At 51.9% G+C, this 16389-nt stretch carries 15 protein-coding genes, 2 tRNA genes and 1 pseudogene; 10 read left to right on the top strand and 8 right to left on the bottom strand.

Features of this window, described 5'->3' with window-relative positions; genetic code table 11:
• Positions 1–46 precede the first annotated feature (46 nt).
• The 3 genes and pseudogenes from HC231_RS14450 to mtfA all read right to left on the bottom strand — a co-directional run.
• Positions 47–846: pseudogene (locus HC231_RS14450) on the bottom strand (tyrosine-type recombinase/integrase); the annotation flags it as partial.
• Positions 847–1007: 161 nt separating this feature from the next.
• A tRNA-Asn gene (locus HC231_RS14445) sits at positions 1008–1083 on the bottom strand.
• Positions 1084–1191: 108 nt separating this feature from the next.
• A complete protein-coding gene (gene mtfA / locus HC231_RS14440; RefSeq protein ID WP_208227314.1) occupies positions 1192–1989 on the bottom strand; it encodes a DgsA anti-repressor MtfA in 798 nt (265 codons plus the stop codon).
• 94 nt (positions 1990–2083) lie between these two features.
• Here mtfA and HC231_RS14435 point away from each other — a divergent pair.
• Positions 2084–2173: transfer RNA gene (locus HC231_RS14435), tRNA-Ser, on the top strand.
• 161 nt (positions 2174–2334) lie between these two features.
• Here HC231_RS14435 and HC231_RS14430 read toward each other — a convergent pair.
• Positions 2335–2889, bottom strand: coding sequence for a histidine phosphatase family protein (locus HC231_RS14430; RefSeq protein WP_246494507.1), 555 nt, complete (start codon positions 2887–2889; stop codon positions 2335–2337).
• A gap of 258 nt (positions 2890–3147) precedes the next feature.
• On the opposite strand from HC231_RS14430, the gene HC231_RS14425 reads away from it, so the two are divergent.
• From HC231_RS14425 to HC231_RS14410, 4 genes are all read left to right on the top strand, one after another.
• A complete protein-coding gene (locus HC231_RS14425; RefSeq protein WP_208227313.1) occupies positions 3148–3615 on the top strand; it encodes an Hsp20 family protein in 468 nt (155 codons plus the stop codon).
• A 205-nt stretch (positions 3616–3820) separates the two neighbouring features.
• The gene (locus HC231_RS14420; RefSeq protein ID WP_208227312.1) at positions 3821–3988 is read left to right on the top strand and encodes a YqaE/Pmp3 family membrane protein; all 168 of its coding nucleotides are present in this window, start codon (positions 3821–3823) and stop codon (positions 3986–3988) included.
• Between the two features lie 381 nt (positions 3989–4369).
• On the top strand, positions 4370–5281 hold the full coding sequence (locus HC231_RS14415) for an AEC family transporter (RefSeq protein WP_208227311.1): 912 nt from the start codon (positions 4370–4372) through the stop codon (positions 5279–5281).
• Positions 5282–5330: 49 nt separating this feature from the next.
• Entirely contained in the window at positions 5331–5666 is a 336-nt protein-coding gene (locus tag HC231_RS14410) for an antibiotic biosynthesis monooxygenase family protein (RefSeq protein WP_208227310.1), read from the top strand.
• Between the two features lie 41 nt (positions 5667–5707).
• On the opposite strand, the gene HC231_RS14405 is transcribed toward HC231_RS14410, so the two are convergent.
• Complete coding sequence (locus HC231_RS14405) at positions 5708–7168, bottom strand: sensor domain-containing diguanylate cyclase (RefSeq protein ID WP_208231343.1); 1461 nt, start codon at positions 7166–7168, stop codon at positions 5708–5710.
• 423 nt (positions 7169–7591) lie between these two features.
• On the opposite strand from HC231_RS14405, the gene HC231_RS14400 reads away from it, so the two are divergent.
• Together HC231_RS14400 and HC231_RS14395 are read left to right on the top strand one after the other, a co-directional pair.
• Positions 7592–8506 carry a lipid kinase gene (locus HC231_RS14400; RefSeq protein ID WP_208227309.1) on the top strand — a complete coding sequence of 305 codons (915 nt, stop codon included), beginning with the start codon at positions 7592–7594 and terminating at the stop codon, positions 8504–8506.
• A 19-nt stretch (positions 8507–8525) separates the two neighbouring features.
• Positions 8526–8816 carry a hypothetical protein gene (locus tag HC231_RS14395; protein WP_208227308.1) on the top strand — a complete coding sequence of 97 codons (291 nt, stop codon included), beginning with the start codon at positions 8526–8528 and terminating at the stop codon, positions 8814–8816.
• An 89-nt stretch (positions 8817–8905) separates the two neighbouring features.
• Here HC231_RS14395 and HC231_RS14390 read toward each other — a convergent pair whose 3' ends face one another.
• From HC231_RS14390 to moeA, 3 genes are all read right to left on the bottom strand, one after another.
• Positions 8906–9505 (bottom strand): nitroreductase family protein, encoded by a 600-nt coding sequence (locus HC231_RS14390; RefSeq protein ID WP_208227307.1) that lies wholly within the window; start codon positions 9503–9505, stop codon positions 8906–8908.
• A gap of 68 nt (positions 9506–9573) precedes the next feature.
• The gene (gene moeB / locus HC231_RS14385; RefSeq protein ID WP_208227306.1) at positions 9574–10326 is read right to left on the bottom strand and encodes a molybdopterin-synthase adenylyltransferase MoeB; all 753 of its coding nucleotides are present in this window, start codon (positions 10324–10326) and stop codon (positions 9574–9576) included.
• A 2-nt stretch (positions 10327–10328) separates the two neighbouring features.
• Positions 10329–11564, bottom strand: coding sequence for a molybdopterin molybdotransferase MoeA (gene moeA / locus HC231_RS14380; RefSeq protein ID WP_208227305.1), 1236 nt, complete (start codon positions 11562–11564; stop codon positions 10329–10331).
• Positions 11565–11886: 322 nt separating this feature from the next.
• Between moeA and gsiA the strand changes: the two genes are divergently transcribed.
• The 3 genes from gsiA to gsiC all read left to right on the top strand — a co-directional run bounded on the left by gsiA (position 11887) and on the right by gsiC (position 16386).
• Positions 11887–13788, top strand: a complete 1902-nt coding sequence (gene gsiA, locus HC231_RS14375) for a glutathione ABC transporter ATP-binding protein GsiA (protein WP_208227304.1) — start codon at positions 11887–11889, stop codon at positions 13786–13788.
• Between the two features lie 28 nt (positions 13789–13816).
• On the top strand, positions 13817–15361 hold the full coding sequence (gene gsiB, locus HC231_RS14370) for a glutathione ABC transporter substrate-binding protein GsiB (RefSeq protein ID WP_208227303.1): 1545 nt from the start codon (positions 13817–13819) through the stop codon (positions 15359–15361).
• 104 nt (positions 15362–15465) lie between these two features.
• Positions 15466–16386, top strand: a complete 921-nt coding sequence (gene gsiC / locus HC231_RS14365; RefSeq protein ID WP_208227302.1) for a glutathione ABC transporter permease GsiC — start codon at positions 15466–15468, stop codon at positions 16384–16386.
• Positions 16387–16389: the final 3 nt, after the last annotated feature.

Here is a 16389-nt window from a genome sequence, read left to right as displayed (position 1 = left end):
CCATTTTGGGTATCTGAACCTAGGGTGGCCTTGATTACAGGGGGAAGAGCGGCAGCGCCTTGTTGACCGTGTTTTCACACATCGGTTTATACGGATTATGATCGCCGGGAAACACCAGTTCCAAATGACCGGAAATCGCTTGAATCTGCTTCAGAATGTCGATGGGTTGTCGGGAGAGTGGGACAATATGCGGCGTGCGCATTTTCGCGCCACGCCCGGAGTAGCGAACGCCGGCAATCGCATCGCGGGTGGCGGGTATGGTCCAGACCCTGTTTCTAAAATCTATCTCGCGCCAGCGAGCGAAGTGCAGTTCGCTGGAACGGATAAACAGGTGCAGGGTGAGCAATACCGCCAGCCGGGTTAGCTCTCGGCCTTGCTGATAGCTTTCAATACGTTCCAGCAGCTCAGGCAGACGCTCCAGCGGCAGAGCCGGATAATGGCGTCTAACCGGCGGAGCCGTTACGCCAACTAAGTTCAGCGCCGGGTTGTTTTCCACCCATCCTTGCTGAACCGCGTAACGCATAATATTGCACAGATGCTGCCGCGCGCGGGATGCGACCTCCAGCAAACCTTTTTCCTCAATACCTTTCAGCAGGGCAGTGAAGTGTCGGGTTTTCAGTTCCGTTGTTTGCGGATGCCGTCGCGCTGTTGCCGGGCATCGGTCAGCGATACATCGGGATAAGCGCCTAAACTGAGGCGAGACTCTTTGCCATTGATACGATATTTGAGATACCAGAGACGTGAACCGCCTGGATTAACTAAAAGGTACAGACCGTGAGAATCGGAAACTTTGAAGGGTTTAGCGGATGGTTTTAAGTTGCGGATTTTTGAGTCGTTAAGGGACATTTGGGGGTCACTCCGTCATCGAACCAACTTGACCCCAAATCTGACCACCAAATTCTCCCGATGCGGAGGGAAAACTGAAAATGCATCGGGAAGATTTTTCACGCTAACTTGTTGAATCTAAATCGTATAAGGATTCGCAAAGCGGCATGAAAACAGGAAATTGGCTCCTCTGACTGGACTCGAACCAGTGACATACGGATTAACAGTCCGCCGTTCTACCGACTGAACTACAGAGGAATCGTGTGAACGGGGCGCATGATATCCGGCGCCTGATGCAGTGTCAATGGCAAAGTCGGAGGTAATTGTCTGACTGTTTAGGCCGTGTACAGTTATTTCTCATATTGGTTAATAAGTAACGGGCGCGCGGTAATCCGCGCTGTTTTGCCACGCTTTGAGGCGGGTTAACGGATCCTGGCGATAAAAGCCTTTAAAGCACTGGTATAGCGCTGGGAATCGTTCATCCAACAATTCTGGCGCGCTGAAAAAATATTCGGACAGTACAGCAAAGCATTCTACAGGGTCTTGAGCCGCGTAGGGATCCATGCTGGCCGCCTCTTCTCCGACTAAATCGATTTCTTCCTGCAAAGATTCCATCGCAGCGTGCAGTTGCTGCTCCCACTGCGCGATATCGCGTAGGGCGATCAATGGAACGCCGGTAGCAATGCCGCCGCCGCGCAGATCCAGTTTGTGGGCGACTTCATGAATTACCAGGTTGAAGCCGGAGAGATCGAACGAGTCTTGAATTTCCTGCCAGTTAAGGATAATCGGCCCCTGATCCCAACTTTGTCCGGACTGTACCACTCTGCCGGTGTGAACCAGTCCGATATCATCCTGCCATTCGTCATCCACCGTGAAAGGGCCAGGATAGATCAGCACTTCGTGAAAACCATCCAGGCACTCAATACCCAGTTCCAGGATCGGCAAAGAGAACAGTAGCGCGATGCGCTGCTGCATAATTTCAGTCAAGGTCAATCCCTGTAATGGAATAAGGCGTTTCTGCTTCAGAAATTGATCCGCGATATTCACCAGCCGCGACTGTTCCTTATCGCTTAAAGGGGCGAGTAGGGGGATTGCCAGCGCAGGCTGCCAACGATCTAGCTCGTCAACCTGGAGTTCAATTGTTTTCCACGGCCACTTAATCATTGCTATTGCTCGCTAAGTCATCACTTGAATCTAAAGACGATAGCTAATGCTGTTAAAATGCCTCAAAAGAGGGCATTATAGCAGCCTCTAAAACGGAGAGATGCCGGAGCGGCTGAACGGACCGGTCTCGAAAACCGGAGTGGGGGCAACTCCACCGGGGGTTCAAATCCCCCTCTCTCCGCCAACATTCAAACAGTTACATGAATGTCTTTCTGTGACGATTACCACGCCGAAGAAATTTTCCATATAATCGCGATATCACTTCCGTCTTTGGCTTGATGGGCCGTTTTGTGTTGTCCGTAGTAACCATTCCCTCATAACATAATAACGCGGCACATTCGAATTTTATTTATCACGTTTATAAATTGCGGCGCGCCAGTACCCATTTCCCTGATTGCGCTCTTCGCTCCATCCTTCCTGCTTAAGCCGTGTCGCAATCAGATGATTGAACATCCCATGTCCCAGCAGCAGAACGGAGCCGGATTCCGCATAGGATATCAACCGGTTTGCCGCGATTTTTGCCCGTCGCCCGGCTTTTTCTTTTGATTCCACATCGCGGGAATAGCCGCATAGCCAGGCCAGACGAAAAATAAAGCTCCAGCAAAAAGGAGAAAGCGCCGGCCCGCGCCAATGGGTAACCGGCAAGTCCGCTTCACAAAACATGGCGTCAATGACGTTGGGTTCGTATCCCAACGCCCGCACGGAAGCGAGCGCTCTGGGGGCGGGGCTGGCGATGATGCAGCTAGCGCGCGAGGCAAGTTTCCGGCCGGTATCGGGCGGAAGATCATCGCCTATTCCCGCCTGATTGTACTGCTCGAACCAGGCTTTCATCTCAAACGGTGAGACTTTTGGGCGTCCGTTTAGGCAGGGTTTCCCGTGCCGCATCAGTATAATTTCCATCGGAAAACGTTTCTCTGTAAAAATTAGCGGGGTTGGTATGCGCCAGCCGCTAAAGTATCAGATTACCGGATGACGATCAGCTCGGCTTGACTCTTCAGCAGTTGATGCCATGACCTTGCGAAGGGCGAAAAATGTGATTTTCTTAACGGATTCACGCTTGAATTTTTCATCAATGCCGCCATCTTAATAAGCGGACAAGCGATGCTTGTCTTATATGTTGAGCTTTTGAATGTATCGAGCATATTCAGGAGGTTAATTATGGCACTGAGAACCTTGTCATTGTTCCCTGATGTTTCTGGTTCGCTTTTTTCCGATCGTTTCAACCGTATCGATCGGCTATTCAGCCAGCTAACTGGCGATACGCCGCTATCGGCAACGCCGTCGTATGATATTCGGATGTTAGGCGACAACCGGTATGGGATCACGTTAAGCGTGCCCGGCTGGAAAGAAGATGAACTGGAGATAAAAACGGTCGGCGGCAGGTTGACCGTTACCGGCAAACGTGAAGAGAAAAGTAAATCCGAAGATGAAGGCTGGCTCCACCAGGGCATTAGCCGCGCTGATTTCAGTATCAGCTATTCGTTGCCCGAACATGTAAAAGTACAAGGGGCCGCGCTGGAAAACGGGTTGTTGACCGTAGAGCTTTATCAGGAAATTCCTGAAAGTGAAAAACCGCAAAAGATAGCGATAGAAAATCGCGGGAAGGCCATTGAACATCAGGCCTGATGATTGATAACTATCGGTTATCTCATTGTTCTGAATGAACATAGCGTTATCCGTTGAATAAACGCTTTAGGACGAGTGCCGGTCGGCGAGGCTGACCGGCATTTTTTTATGGCGATCCGTTAAGCGATATGGCGGGCATATAAATTTGTCGGATTGTCCTTAGTGTACTAATTTCATAGTTAATTATTATGTTAGGGAGAAAAATATGGGATTTTGGCGCATCGTTTTTACTATCATTTTGCCGCCGTTGGGCGTGCTGCTTGGAAAAGGGTTAGGGTGGGCGTTTATCCTGAATATTATTTTAACGCTGCTGGGGTATTTCCCAGGACTGATTCATGCGTTTTGGGTTCAGACGAGAAATGACGGTATTTGAATAAGGCCTATACCAAGCGGCATGAGCCAGGTTTATCTATTAAGACATGATATTTAGCCATGTTTTACCACCAACGGGTGACGCTGCCGGCGTTACCCGTTTTATGTTGTATTCCCGACTGATATAACCGGTTTGAGGCTGTTCAGTATGCAGTCGAGAATGCTATTCTGATTGCAGATCGTAGCGGTAATCCGGGTTGTAAAACGTCTTGAAACTACCTTTGCATTATCATTTTTTATCTTTGACGTTGGTGACGGCCCGCAGTTGCTCTTTTATTGGTTAAATATTATAACCGCATAGTTTGTGTTGGCATGGTCTCCTGTCGTTTTGTCGTTCAAAGTGCGGATGTAGCAGTTATCTTTGTGGTGTCGGGGAATCAAGATGATTGATGTGCTTATCAAAGCCTTCTCGTTTGTTTTTGTTATCATTATCGGATATCTGCTGAAACGGCATGGCGTATTACAACGTTCCGACAGCCTCGCCTTGTCCAGGATCATGATGAATATTACGTTGCCGGCGGCGGTTATCACCGGCTTTGCCAGTTTTAAAGTCGATCACACGTTATTGATTCTGGTGCTGCTAGGGCTGGGGTGTAACCTTTTACTGATGGGAACCGGTTTTTGGATTGCCCGAAAAGGCCCTGATGACAAGAAAGCCTTTTATATGATCAATTCGCCCGGCTATAACATCGGCTGTTTTACCTTACCTTATGTTCAGAGTTTTCTTGGGCCGGCCGGCATTGTCGCAACCTGTCTGTTTGATGCCGGAAACTCCATTATTTGTACCGGCGGCAGTTATGTCGCCGCATCGCAAGCCACCGGCCGCAGCGCCGGGCTGAAAAGCACCATTAAGCGGTTGTTTTCTTCGGTTCCGTTTGATGTTTACATGCTGTTGCTGGTCGCGGCGCTATTGGGTTTGCATCTTCCCAGCCAGGTTACGTTGGTCACCTCGACCATTGGCAACGCCAACCCGTTTCTCGCCATGTTGATTATCGGCATGATGCTGGAAATCAATATTAACCGGGCGGCGCTGGCGAATGTCCTTAAGGTGTTGGTTATCCGCTATAGCATCGCTACCGTATTCGCCGTTTTGTTTTACTATTACACGCCGTTTCCGCTGGAGATCCGCCAGGTGCTTGCCATAGTGGTATTTTCGCCGTTGTCGTCACTGGCGCCTTTATTTACCTCAAGGTTCAGCGGGATGTTCGCGTCCGTCTCCAGTTTTACCAACTCATTATCGGTCATCATCAGCATTACCATCATTACAACGCTGTTAACGCTGATGCAGCCCTGAGACGCATAAAGCGGCGTTAGTGATTAATTCTGTTTTTATGGAGCAATGAATGCGTGATGACAATTTTGCCCGTTTGCCTGATCCGCCGTATTTCGCCGTCGTTTTTTCATCGCAACGCACGGAGGGGGATAACGGATATAACGCAATGTCGGCCAGAATGGCTGAGCTAGCCATGCAGCAGGCCGGATACCTCGGCGCGGAAAGCGCGCGCGACCAGCAGGGGTTCGGCATAACCGTTTCCTATTGGGATTCCCTTGACGCGATCAAGCGATGGAAAAGTCATTCAGAGCACCGTATCGCTCAAGAGTTCGGTATTTCCGATTGGTATCAGCATTATGAATTGCGTATTGCCGAGGTGAAATATGCCTATGGCAAAAGGCGCTGATGCAACCCGGCCGCGCGTTAAAACGGCGCCGCCGGGCTACTTTATTTTTCCGATTTGATTACCCGGTTACGTCCCTGCTGTTTGGCCTGATATAACGCGATATCGGCGCGGTTGATCAAGGCATCCAGCGTTTCATCTTTTTGGTATTCCGCTACGCCGCAGCTTATGGTGATATGAATCGTTTCATCCTGAAACGATACCGCCGCCGTTTCAATATCATGCCGTAGCGTTTCAGCTCGCTGCAGCGCATTTTCCAGATCGCAGTTATCCAGCAATACCACGAATTCTTCCCCTCCCCAGCGGCACACCTGATCGCTATGGCGTATGGATTGTTGCAGTATCTTCGCGATCTTCTGCAAGACTAAATCGCCGATGCCGTGTCCGTAGCGATCGTTGACCGCTTTAAAGTGGTCAATATCAAGCAACAGTATGGAGATAGGCTGATGTTGCGCAAGCCGCTTGCTGCTCAGGCGTTCAAAGGAGTAGTCGAACGCCTGACGATTCATAATGCCGGTCAGCTTGTCGGTTGTCGCCATCTGCTCCAGGCGGCGCTGATAGCCGCCGATGGTCAGCCATAGCAGGAACAGAAACAGCATACTCACGCTGATGCTGACCCCGAGGTTCTTTATCAGCGTATCGAACAACCGCCGCTCGCTCGGATGGTTGCTTTGTTCGACCATTAAATACCAACCGAACTCCGGCAGCAGGCGGGTATTAAGAAAGATTTGCTTATTTTGCGTATGGTACTCATATGCGCCGCCGGGCACGGTCAGAATCGAGGTGGCGATGGTTGCCAGCCCTGGCTGCTGTTGAATCTTCAGCGCGCGGTTATACGTTGTGCCGTGTAACGTTACGTTGCCGGTTTTATCAACGAAATAAATCGTGCGGTTGTAGCGTTGCTCATATTTTTCGATGAGGAGTTTGACTCGTTCAACGGGAATACCAATGCCGGTGACGCCAATGAAGTTGCCTTCATAGTCCATGACTTTGTAGTTGATGAAGATATCCATATGGGTGCGATCTTCAGGATCGACTTTAATATCAATAGAATAAGGCGTTTCATCTGACAGGTTTTGGGCTTGGAAAAACCACTGATCTTCGGGAGATTGCGCCGACATGATGCGCTGAACTCGCTGAGGATCGTAAAAGCGTTTCGTTTTGTCCGAAGCAAAAAAGGAGAATAGGGTATCGAAGCGGCGATCAATCTCTTTCAGATAGCGGATCATCGCCTGCGAATCGTTTTCATCATGAAGAACCCAGTCGCGGACAAAGGTGTCGTGCGCCATTAGCGATGAGATAAAGATGGGCTTTAGAAGATCTTGCTGAATTTCGGAATACACGTTATCGCTGGTCAGCGGGAGCGTATTTTCTTTTATTTCTTCTTCCAACGATTTTTTGGCTACTTCATAGCTGGTCAAACTGATAATCAGAAATGCGGTAAGCAGCATTACGGCAAATATCACAATTGCCCGAGTTTTATTTAACCAGCGGGAGTAGGTCATCAATCCTATCAGCAAAGCAGGGCTCCTGATGCTGTCAACTAACGGTAGGCAGGCAAAAATTTATCGTGCGACGTCATGACTGCCGGTAAACTCCTTCATTAAAGTTAAGCAGGCATAGCAGAAAACATCAATAAAAAGCCCGGCCGAGGGCCGCTGATTTAGCGTGGCTATCGTAAAGCAAGGAAGACAGAAGACGACATGATAAAGCAGCGTTCGTTTTTAGCTGGTTATTGGCTATGCGAAGAAATAAAAGTAATGCATGAGCGGGCGATATTTTAACGAATTATTGCGAATAACTCCGGTATCGACGGGAATAATGTAATGATTTGTATTTTATTGTGGTGTTACTCAATGTAACTTGTGAAAGCTGATAAAAGAGTGGTATTAATTAACGTTGGTCACGGTAATTAAATTGGGTTGGCAATGACAGCAGAAAGCCGAAAAAACAAGCAGGACGGCCCAACCGCACTTTTATTTATTAATCAAAACGCGAGGAATGGGAGTTCATCAAAATCGTATGTGATTCAATTATTACGATCGCATAATATTGCGGTTATTGAACCCGGCGAACGGGAGTCTGGTTCCTGCGGCGATATTATTCGCGCCCATGTGCATGATGTGGATATGGTTATTATCGGCGGCGGCGATGGCACACTAAACTCGGCGGCTCAGGCTCTGGTTGATACCGGGTTGCCGCTGGGCGTATTGCCGTTAGGCACGGCAAATGATTTTGCTCGTACTCTGGGGATCCCAAGGGATTTAAAGCTGGCGGCGCAAATTATCGCGGCGGGAAATTTAAGGCCTGTCGACCTGGGGGAAGTGAACGGTCATCTGTTCTTTAATGTCTCCAGCATCGGGTTTTCGGCGGCTCTGGCCCGTGGGTTATCGGCAAAGTCTAAAAAGCGCTGGGGAACGTTGGGATATGCGCTGGCCGCGTTTAAATTACTCAAGCAGAGCCGTCCTTTCCGGGTTGAAATTGAGCACGACGGTATCAAAGAGAGGGTCAAAACCGTTCAGGTTTCCGTGGGCAACGGCCGTTTTTACGGCGGCGGGATGACGGTGGAGCAAACGGCGGCGCCTGACGATGGCCGGCTTGACGTCTATAGTCTGGAAATCTCCCACTGGTGGGAAATGCTGGCGCTTGTCCCTTTTCTGCGGCGGGGAACGCACGGACGCTGGCGCAAAGTACGCGCCTTTTCCGCGACCCGCCTAACATTGCATACTGCAAAGCCGCATGATATCAATGCCGATGGCGAACTCATTGGAAAAACGCCCGCAACATTTACCCTCAGGGAAAAAGCTATTCGCGTATTCGCCCCAATCAGGGTAATTAATTAAACTTATATAAGTGCTAACAATGCAAACTATTATTTCTGCAATACTGGCTTTCTTTTTATTTGAGCCGCTTGAAAACGAATTAAATCGCTATGCTGAATCTATCAATATGCCAAAAGAAACCGCGCAGCAGGTAATTTTATGTTTAAAGTCAGAGACGCCGAAAATTGTTGATAAAGTTCAGTCGGATCTATGGTGGACAACGACGACAATTCTTTCCATTTGGGCGGGGAAGGCCGATGTTGAACAGATAATTACCGAAGCCGCGCCGAATTGCGTTACGCCATTTAATAAAGTTAATAAATTAACCTGACCGATAACAATACACGATTCAATGTGATGAAAGATTCAGGTCAGCTATCGGCGTAGCTGGCCTGAATTTTATTCATTGACTTTTGCTTGTTATTTAAAAATGCGGAAACGCTCTTCGTCGGGAATATACGTTTTTTCACCCGCCGGTTGTTCAATTGAGCCAAACGGCATTTGGGCGCGTAATTTCCAGCTTGCCGGCAACTGCCACTGTTTTTTCACATCGTCATCAATCAGCGGATTGTAGTGCTGCAATGAGGCGCCCACTTTTTCCTGCGCCAGAGCGGACCACACGGAAAATTGCGCAATCCCGGTCGAATGTTCCGACCAAATGGGGAAATTATCCGCATACAGGGCAAATTTTTGTTGCAGATCTTCAATGACTTTGGTGTCTTCAAAAAACAGCACCGTGCCGGCGCCCGCCGCGAACGACGCCAGCTTTTTCTCTGTTGGGGCAAAAGCATCTTCAGGAACGATTTTTTTCAGCTGCTGCTTAACGATATCCCAAAGTTTTTTATGTTGTTCGCCGAACAAAATAACGACGCGGGAACTCTGGGAATTAAACGATGAGGGGCTTTGCTTAACGGCTTCGGTAACGAGCGAGACAACCCGATCTTCTGATATTGGCAATGTTTTACCGATGGCATAGATAGAACGACGATTCTTAATGGACTGCAAAAAAGCATTACTCATGGTTGGTTCCTCTTTGCATGATTGCTTACTTCGAGCGTGTGGCACGGTTGCGTGTCGTATTTAATATATTAGCCGCCGCAGACTTCGCAGTTGGGATTTTTAGGCAATTTTATTTCACGAAACTGCATGGTCATGGCGTCGAACAACAGCAGGCGGCCGGTGATCGTCTTGCCATATCCTGTTAGCAGCTTGATGGCCTCCATCGCTTGCAAACTGCCTATGACGCCCACCAGCGGCGCCATTACGCCCGCTTCGGCGCAGGTTAGCGCGTTTTCGCCGAACAGCCGGCTAAGGCAGCGGTAACAAGGTTCATCTTTCTGATAGGTAAAGACGCTAATCTGGCCCTCCATACGAATGGCCGCCCCGGAGAACAACGGTTTTTTCAAATGAAAGCCAATGCGGTTCAGGCGATCGCGGATAGATACGTTGTCGGTGCAATCAAGCACCGCATCGTGTTTCGCCGCCAGCGCGCTTAAGGCGTCATCATCCAGATCGGCATTAATCGCGTCGAGCGTAAGGTAAGGGTTGATTTCCGCCAGGGCAATGCGCGCGGACTCAACCTTAGGCATTCCGATGCGGGCGTCGTGGTGGAGTATCTGACGCTGAAGGTTGGAGAGCGATACCGTATCGAAATCGAGCAGCGTCAGGCGTCCAACGCCCGCAGTCGCCAAATATTGCGCCGCCGCGCAGCCCAGTCCGCCGAGCCCGACAACCAGGAGCCGCGCGGCTTTCAACTTTTCCTGGCCGTCGAAATCAAAGCCGCGCAGCACAATCTGGCGATTATAGCGCAGCGCTTCTGCGTCGCTGAGTTCCGGCAGCATGGCTAATGGCCCAACAGCGCATTGAAGGGTTCAATTTCAACCCATTCACCGGCCGCTACGTGGCCACGTTCGGCCTCCAGCACGATAAAGCAGTTAGCCAGGCTAAAAGAGCTGAACACATGCGAGCCCTGATGTCCGGTGGTTTTGACTTCCCATTCGCCCTGGGCGTTACGGCTAAAGATCCCGCGCTGGAAGTCGGCGCGGCCCGGCGTTTTTTTCAGCGCGCTGGCGGTTTTCACCCGAAGCCGGGCGGGAAAACGCCACTGCGAATATCCGGATAAATGGGCCAACAGCGGTTGAACCAGCTGATAGAACGTCACGGCGGAGGAAACCGGATTACCCGGCAGGCCGCAGAACCAGGCGTTTTGCAGCTTACCAAAGGCGAAAGGTTTGCCCGGCTTGATGGCTAATTTCCAGAAATGGATATCGCCCATCTCTTCCAGCATCTGTTTGGTGTAATCCGCTTCGCCAACGGAAACGCCGCCGCTGCTGATGACCAGGTCGGCGCTTTCGTCAGCCTGCGAGAATGCGTCGCGCAGCGCCGCGGGATCGTCGCGGACGATACCCAAATCATTAACCTCGCAGCCCAGCTGTTCCAGCATCAAACGTACGGCGAAACGGTTGGTGTCGTAAATCTGTCCGGCTTGCAGCGGTTGGCCGACGGGCTGAAGCTCATCGCCGGTTGAAAAAATAGCGACCTTCAAGCGACGGAATACCTCAACCTGCGCGATCCCCAGCGATGCCAGCAAAGGCAATTCCCCCACGCCCAGTCTGGTTCCGGCAGGCAGCACGCCGGCGCCGGCGCGGATATCTTCCCCCGGCAGACGGATATTCTGTCCTGCTTTGACTTCACGGAGAAAGCGGATGCCCGATTCACCGGCCTCGGCGTGTTCCTGCATCACAACCGCATCGGCGCCGGCGGGGATCGGCGCGCCCGTCATAATGCGGATACAGGTTCCGGCCGGCCATTCACCGTCAAACGGCGCGCCGGCGAAAGATTTGCCGATGAGCGGGAGCGGGGCGGCGGCGGACAAATCCGCGCAGCGAACGGCGTAGCCATCCATCGCGGCATTGGCGAACGGGGGAACGTTTATTGGAGAAGTTATCGCCCGGGCGGTAATTCGGCCCGTCGCATCAAACAGTGAAACCGTCTCCGTTTCCGGGATCGTTTCAAGCTGGGAAAACATTTTTTCTCGCGCGTGTTCGAGAGTCAATAAACCAGAGTTAACGTTTTCCATCTGCACTCCATCATTTTATGGATCGTATTTCCGCCGGTAGGCGAAAATGCGCATTATATGCCAATATTATGTCAGAGAACGCCGCCCCCTTCATCTTTCCGGGCGGCGGCGCGTCGGCTTTTCCCGTTATTTATACTGTTTGTTTATGTTAATTAACTTAATGTTATAAAAGAAATTTTCCAGAGTGGCGATTCAGTTTCCGCTTTACATCCTACATTGCGCTAAATATAGTCAAAAAAACGAGTTTAATGACAATCGGTTATTTACCTGCCTGTCTGCTCTACTATTTTTGCATCCCGTTTTTTATGGAGACCCACTGTTAATGACACAAACACGGCATCATCATGCGCCGCTTTCCGAACCTGCGCCGGGCTTTTTTTTGCCGGATGAGCGGGTGTTATCTGTACGCGATCTGAGCGTTTATTTTGAACAGCAGGGCCAGCGGACTGATGCGGTGCGTGATTTAACCTTTTCGGTGGATCGAGGGGAGACGCTGGCGATTGTGGGGGAATCCGGGTCGGGGAAATCCGTGACGTCTCTGGCGCTGATGCGGCTCGTCGAGCAGGCCGGCGGCGTTATTCATCAGGGCGAAATGCTGTTTCGCAAGCGAGACGGCCAGGTGCTGAATTTGAAAACTACGGCGCAATCGCAGATGCGCAAACTGCGCGGCGCCGATATGGCGATGATTTTTCAAGAGCCGATGACATCGCTGAATCCGGTATACCCGGTCGGCGAGCAAATCGCCGAGTCCATTCGTCTGCATCAGGGCATGGATCACCGGGCGGCGCGGCGCGAAGCGTTGCGCATGCTTGATTTGGTCCGCATCCCGGAAGCGCGCAATGTGCTGGACCGTTATCCCCATCAGCTATCGGGGGGAATGCGTCAGCGGGTCATGATTGCGATGGCGCTCTCCTGCAAGCCGTCATTGTTGATCGCCGATGAGCCGACAACGGCGCTGGACGTCACCATTCAGGCGCAGATCCTGCAACTTATCCGCGTATTGCAGCGGGAAATGGACATGGCGGTGATCTTCATTACTCACGATATGGGCGTCGTGGCCGAGATCGCCGACCAGGTGCTGGTGATGTATCGCGGGGAGAACGTTGAAGCGGCAGCCGCCGCCGAGATTTTTACCGCCCCGCGCCAGCGCTATACCAAAGCGTTGCTGGCGGCGGTGCCCAAGCTGGGTTCGATGCGCGGTCGGCCCTATCCGGCAAAATTTCCGTTGCTGAACCAGGATCCCTCGTCGCCGGCCGACAACGAGCCGCAGAATACGGTTCCGCCCAACGCCGAGCCGATCCTACAGGTGAAGGATCTGGTCACCCGTTTTCCGGTTCGCAGCGGTATTTTGAACCGCGTCACGCGGCAGGTTCATGCGGTGGAAAAAGTCAGTTTTGATCTCTATCCGGGAGAAACGCTGTCGCTGGTGGGCGAGTCGGGCTGCGGAAAGTCCACGACCGGCCGCTCGTTACTGCGGCTGGTGGAAAGCCAGAGCGGCGCCATTATCTTTAACGGACAACAAATCGACCGTTTGACCGGTCCGGTGTTGCAGCATCTGCGGCGGGATATCCAGTTTATTTTTCAGGATCCTTACGCCTCTCTGGATCCGCGGCTGACGGTCGGTTTCTCCATTATGGAACCTTTGCTGGTTCACGGCGTGGCGAACCGTCAGGAGGCGGAGAAACGCGTGGCGTGGCTATTGGCCCGCGTTGGTTTGGAGCCGGAACACGCCCGGCGCTATCCCCATGAGTTTTCCGGCGGACAGCGGCAGCGTATTTGCATCGCCAGAGCGCTGGCGCTGAACCCCAAAGTGGTGATCGCCGATGAGGCGGTTTCGGCGCTTGATGTTTCTATTCAGGCGCAGATCGTCAATTTGATGCTTGAACTACAGCGTGAATTCGGCATCTCTTTTTTGTTTATTTCGCACGATATGGCGGTGGTGGAGCGGATCAGCCACCGGGTTGCGGTGATGTATATGGGGCAGATTGTAGAGATTGGCCCGCGCAGCGAGGTGTTTGAGCACCCGCAGCATCCTTATACCCGCAAGCTGATGGCGGCGGTGCCCGTAGCCGATCCATCGCGCCGCCATCGTGAACAGGTTTTATTGGTTGATGAAGTACCGAGCCCGATCCGGGCAATAGGCGATGAACCTACCACCGCGCCTTTAGTTCAGGTTGGCGAGCGGCATTTTGTCGCTCAACATCCGATTGCGGGCGCTTATTGACAGGGATTCACAAGGAGAATGTAACGCAATGAATGTTATCACTTTGAAACGTAAATGGTTACTTGCTGCCGGTATCGCCGCCGCCATGGCAACGGCGCCAGCCTGGGCGGCCAAGGATGCGGTTATCGCTGTCGCATCGAACTTCACTACCCTGGATCCTTACGATGCCAATGACTCGTTATCCCAAACCGTGGCCAAATCGTTCTATCAGGGGCTATTTGGTTTCGACAAGGATATGAAGCTGGTTAATGTGCTGGCGGAAAGTTATACCACCAGCCCTGATGGTCTGGTTTATACCATCAAGCTGCACCCAGGGGTGAAGTTCCATGATGGCACGGATTTTAATGCCGAAGCGGTGAAGGTGAACCTGGATCGCGCCAGCAATCCGGAAAACCGCCTAAAGCGCTATAACCTGTTCAGGATGATCGATAAAACGGAAGTGGTTGACGGGCAAACGGTAAAAATCACGCTGAAAACGCCGTTCTCCGCGTTTATCAATAACCTGGCGCATCCGGCGGCGGTGATGATTTCGCCTGCGGCATTAAGTCAATACGGTAAAGATATCGGTTTCCATCCGGTCGGCACCGGCCCGTACCGCTTTGTGGTTTGGAACCAGACCGACTACGTCAAGGTTGAAAAATTTGCCGGTTACTGGAAGTCGGGCCTGCCTAAGCTGGATAGCATTACCTGGCGGCCGGTCGTGGATAACAATACCCGCGCGGCGCTGCTGCAAACCGGCGAAGCGCACTTCGCGTTTCCGATCCCTTTTGAACAGGCCAAAGTGCTGGAGAAAAACGATCGGCTGGATCTGGTCGCTTCGCCGTCTATTTTACATCGCTATATCAGCCTCAACGTGACGCAAAAGCCGTTTGATAATCTTAAAGTACGGCAGGCGCTCAACTATGCGATCAACAAAGACGCGCTGATTAAAGTGGCGTTTTCCGGCTATGCGACCCCGGCGGAAGGGCCGCTGCCGCCCAGTATCGATTACGCGGTGAAGTATCAGCCGTGGCCTTACGATCCGGCTAAAGCCCGAGAACTGCTGAAAGAGGCCGGTTATCCGAATGGCTTTACCACTACGCTCTGGTCGTCGCATAACCACAGTACGGCGCAGAAAGTGTTGCAGTTCACCCAGCAACAGCTGGCGCAGGTCGGCATCAAGGCTCAAGTCACCGCGATGGATGCGGGACAGCGCGCCGCCGAGGTAGAAGGTAAGGGCGTAAAAGAGACCGGCGTGCGGATGTTCTATACCGGCTGGTCGGCTTCAACCGGGGAAGCGGATTGGGCGCTGTCGCCGCTGTTTGCGACGTCATCCTGGCCGCCGGCGCTGTTTAACACGGCGTTTTACAGCAATTCTCAGGTTGATGCCGATCTGGCCGGCGCGTTAAAAACCACCGATCGGGCGGAAAAACAGAAACTGTATAAAGACGCGCAGGATAAAATCTGGGCTGATGCCCCTTGGATATTCCTGGCGACTGAAAGTCTGGTTTCCGCGAACAGCAAGAAGCTGACCGGGTTTTACGTCATGCCGGATACCGCCTTCAGTTTTGATGATGCGGATCTGAAAGAGTAAATCACTCGGCGGCGACCCAGGGCGGCGGCGGTTGTATACCGCCCTGAATTTTCGGGAAATTTCACTCAAGGGAGAGCAAGTCGCATGTACGTGGAAACTTATCCATGTTGAATTATTTTATTAAACGGTTACTGGGACTGATTCCCACCTTATTGATCGTCATGGTGTTGGTTTTTCTCTTTGTCCACCTGTTGCCGGGCGATCCGGCGCGGTTAGCCGCCGGACGGGAAGCCGACGCCGCGGTGATAGAACTGGTGCGCCAGGATCTGGGGCTGGACAAGCCGCTGCCGCAGCAGTTTTGGCATTTCTTCACCAATGTGCTTCAGGGCGACCTGGGCAAATCGATAGTTTCCAAAAGGCCGGTAACGGAAGAGATCGCCACCCGTTTTATGCCGACGCTGTGGCTGACCATCAGCAGTATGGCGTGGTCGGTTATTTTCGGTATGACGATCGGCGTGGTTTCCGCCGTGTGGCGCAATGGCTGGCCCGACAGAATCGGCATGACGCTGGCGGTATCCGGCATCTCCTTTCCGGCATTCGCCCTCGGCATGCTGTTGATGCAGGTATTTTCCGTGGAGCTGGGCTGGCTGCCCACCGTCGGCGCGGATACCTGGCGGCACTATATTTTACCCTCTATTACGTTGGGAGCGGCGGTCGCCGCGGTGATGGCCCGTTTTACCCGCGCTTCTTTCGTTGAGGTGATGCAGGAAGATTATATGCGTACCGCGCGTGCCAAAGGCGTGCGGGAATCGCTGGTGGTGGTGAAACATGGTTTACGCAATGCGTTGATCCCGGTTATCACCATGATGGGGTTACAGTTCGGCTTTTTGCTCGGCGGATCGATTGTGGTCGAGAAAGTTTTTAACTGGCCGGGACTGGGGCGGCTATTGGTCGATTCGGTGGAGATGCGCGATTATCCGGTGATCCAGGCGGAAGTCCTGCTGTTTTCTCTGGAGTTCATTCTTATCAATCTGTTGGTCGATATGCTGTATGCCGCGATTAACCCTGCGATTCGTTATAAATAAGGA

Source organism: Brenneria izadpanahii, from assembly GCF_017569925.1.
Lineage (GTDB): Bacteria > Pseudomonadota > Gammaproteobacteria > Enterobacterales > Enterobacteriaceae > Brenneria > Brenneria izadpanahii.
Note: the sequence above shows the minus strand (reverse complement) of the source record. Positions and strands in the feature narration are given on the sequence as shown.

What these genes read in the sequence shown, in the direction of transcription:
- mtfA (WP_208227314.1), bottom strand. Translation starts at nt 1,989, where the DNA reads ATGATTAAGTGGCCGTGGAAAACAATTGAACTCCAGGTTGACGAGCTA.
- HC231_RS14430 (WP_246494507.1), bottom strand. Translation starts at nt 2,889, where the DNA reads ATGGAAATTATACTGATGCGGCACGGGAAACCCTGCCTAAACGGACGC.
- HC231_RS14425 (WP_208227313.1), top strand. Translation starts at nt 3,148, where the DNA reads ATGGCACTGAGAACCTTGTCATTGTTCCCTGATGTTTCTGGTTCGCTT.
- HC231_RS14420 (WP_208227312.1), top strand. Translation starts at nt 3,821, where the DNA reads ATGGGATTTTGGCGCATCGTTTTTACTATCATTTTGCCGCCGTTGGGC.
- HC231_RS14415 (WP_208227311.1), top strand. Translation starts at nt 4,370, where the DNA reads ATGATTGATGTGCTTATCAAAGCCTTCTCGTTTGTTTTTGTTATCATT.
- HC231_RS14410 (WP_208227310.1), top strand. Translation starts at nt 5,331, where the DNA reads ATGCGTGATGACAATTTTGCCCGTTTGCCTGATCCGCCGTATTTCGCC.
- HC231_RS14405 (WP_208231343.1), bottom strand. Translation starts at nt 7,168, where the DNA reads ATGACCTACTCCCGCTGGTTAAATAAAACTCGGGCAATTGTGATATTT.
- HC231_RS14400 (WP_208227309.1), top strand. Translation starts at nt 7,592, where the DNA reads ATGACAGCAGAAAGCCGAAAAAACAAGCAGGACGGCCCAACCGCACTT.
- HC231_RS14395 (WP_208227308.1), top strand. Translation starts at nt 8,526, where the DNA reads ATGCAAACTATTATTTCTGCAATACTGGCTTTCTTTTTATTTGAGCCG.
- HC231_RS14390 (WP_208227307.1), bottom strand. Translation starts at nt 9,505, where the DNA reads ATGAGTAATGCTTTTTTGCAGTCCATTAAGAATCGTCGTTCTATCTAT.
- moeB (WP_208227306.1), bottom strand. Translation starts at nt 10,326, where the DNA reads ATGCTGCCGGAACTCAGCGACGCAGAAGCGCTGCGCTATAATCGCCAG.
- moeA (WP_208227305.1), bottom strand. Translation starts at nt 11,564, where the DNA reads ATGGAAAACGTTAACTCTGGTTTATTGACTCTCGAACACGCGCGAGAA.
- gsiA (WP_208227304.1), top strand. Translation starts at nt 11,887, where the DNA reads ATGACACAAACACGGCATCATCATGCGCCGCTTTCCGAACCTGCGCCG.
- gsiB (WP_208227303.1), top strand. Translation starts at nt 13,817, where the DNA reads ATGAATGTTATCACTTTGAAACGTAAATGGTTACTTGCTGCCGGTATC.
- gsiC (WP_208227302.1), top strand. Translation starts at nt 15,466, where the DNA reads ATGTTGAATTATTTTATTAAACGGTTACTGGGACTGATTCCCACCTTA.